The following is a 1,741-nucleotide window of genomic DNA, read 5'->3' on the forward strand; positions in this document are numbered from 1 at the left end:
CACGCCCGGCCGGGCCGGGCGTGGGCGAGCAACTCGCCGAACTCCGGCCGCTCGCGGGGGTGGAACGACGCGTCGGGGCCCGCGTCGCCGTTGGGGTACGCGATCTTCGTACGACTGCTGCGGGTTCTGCGGCGCTGTTAGCCTGCGGTCCATGACTGAGGGCGGCTCGGCAGGTCGGATGGGTCGGATGGGTCGGATGGGTCGGATGGCGGGGGACAGCGGGCCGGATCGCGTGCTGGTCGCCGCCAGTTTCGTCAACCGAATCGGCAACGGTCTCTTCAACGCCGCGTCGGCACTCTATTTCACCTTGGTCGTGGGCCTGCCCGCGGTGCAGGTCGGCGCCGCGCTCACCATTGCCGGAGTGATCGGCTTATGCGCGGGGATACCCGGGGGTCATCTCGCCGACCGGCACGGCGCACGCGTGATCATGATGCTGGCCCTCGTGATCCAGGCGGTGTCGATGGCGGCCCTCGTCCTCGTCGAGAGCTGGGCCGCGCTCACGATCACCGCGACGGTCGACCAGATCGCCGCGGCGGTCGGAGGGGCGGCGTGGGGGGCTCTGGTGGCCCGGGTCGGGGGCGAGCGACCGGCCGTGTTCCGGGCGAAGCTGCGCACCTTCGTCAACCTGGGCGTCGTCCTGGGAGCGATGGGTGCCGGGCTGGCGCTGGCCGCGGACACCCGCGGCGCCTATGTCGCGCTGATTCTCGGCAACGCGGCGAGCTTCGCGCTGTGTGCGGCGCTTCTGCTCCTGCTGCCCCGCTATCCCGTGCCGGCAGCGCCGCCGCAGCAGCGGCGCTGGCTTGTCTTCGCGGACCGTCCGTTCCTGACGTTCACCGCCCTCTACGGGGCCATGGGACTGCAGTACCCGGTGGTCTCCCTGCTCCTGCCGATCTGGATCTCCGAGCACACCGAAACACCGCGTTGGACGGTGCCCGCACTGTTCGCAGCCAATTCCGTCTTCTGCATACTGATGCAGACCAGGATCGGCTCCCGCATCGAGACCCTCAACGACGGCGGCAGGGCGTTCCGCACCGCGGGGCTGCTCTTCCTCGTCAGCTGTCCGATGATGGCGCTGGCGGCGTACGCCCCGGTCTGGGCGGCAGCGGGACTGGTCCTGGCGGCGATCTTCGTCCACAGCCTGGGAGAGGTCTGGGAGTCCTCGGCGGCCTTCGCCCTGGGTTTCGGTCTTGCCCCCAACCACGCCCAGGGCCAGTACCAAGGTGTCTTCGGCCTCGGCTTCAACGCGGGCCAGGCTCTCGCCCCGGCGATCCTCACCACGGTGGTGCTCGGCCTCGGCCCGGCGGGCTGGCTGCTGCTGGCCTTGTTCTTCGTCCTGCTGGGCGCCGCCGGCCCGTCTCTTGCCCGCTGGGGCGTGCGGACCCGGCCACAGCCGGGTGTTGCTGCGGAAGTGACGCAATGACCAGGGAGCAGGCGCCAGGAGCCGTCCGCGCGACATGGAACAGTGTGTGCACGTACCGCAGACCCGTCCGCTGACCTCAGCCGCTTGAACCGTGGACACACGGTCCTCTCGATCGAGGTCACAGCGCACCCCGCCCCTGACTGGACCCAACATCACCACCAACGGCACCGGGCTTTACGGGCGGCGGTGTTCCGGGGTGGGGTGGAGCGTGCCGCGCCGGATGCGTGCCGTCTTCGCCGCCGCTAACGTCGTCTACGCGCTCGCTGGTTCCTACCCTCTCGTCCTGGCCTGGCGGATCATCCCGGCCTTGTTCCATCCCGT

The 1,741-nt window shown here is 70.2% G+C and carries 1 protein-coding gene; it reads left to right on the plus strand.

Features of this window, described 5'->3' with window-relative positions:
- The first annotated feature begins 205 nt into the window (after window positions 1-205).
- Window positions 206-1,420 (plus strand): MFS transporter, encoded by a 1,215-nt coding sequence (locus ACFRMQ_RS40545; RefSeq protein WP_380735934.1) that lies wholly within the window; start codon window positions 206-208, stop codon window positions 1,418-1,420.
- Window positions 1,421-1,741 lie beyond the last annotated feature (321 nt).

The sequence above is a fragment of the Kitasatospora sp. NPDC056783 genome (assembly GCF_042789895.1).
In the GTDB taxonomy this organism is placed as follows: domain Bacteria; phylum Actinomycetota; class Actinomycetes; order Streptomycetales; family Streptomycetaceae; genus Kitasatospora.

Bases quoted from the DNA above. Each gene is read 5' to 3' on its own strand.
- ACFRMQ_RS40545 (WP_380735934.1), top strand. From the start codon at position 206: ATGGCGGGGGACAGCGGGCCGGATCGCGTGCTGGTCGCCGCCAGTTTC.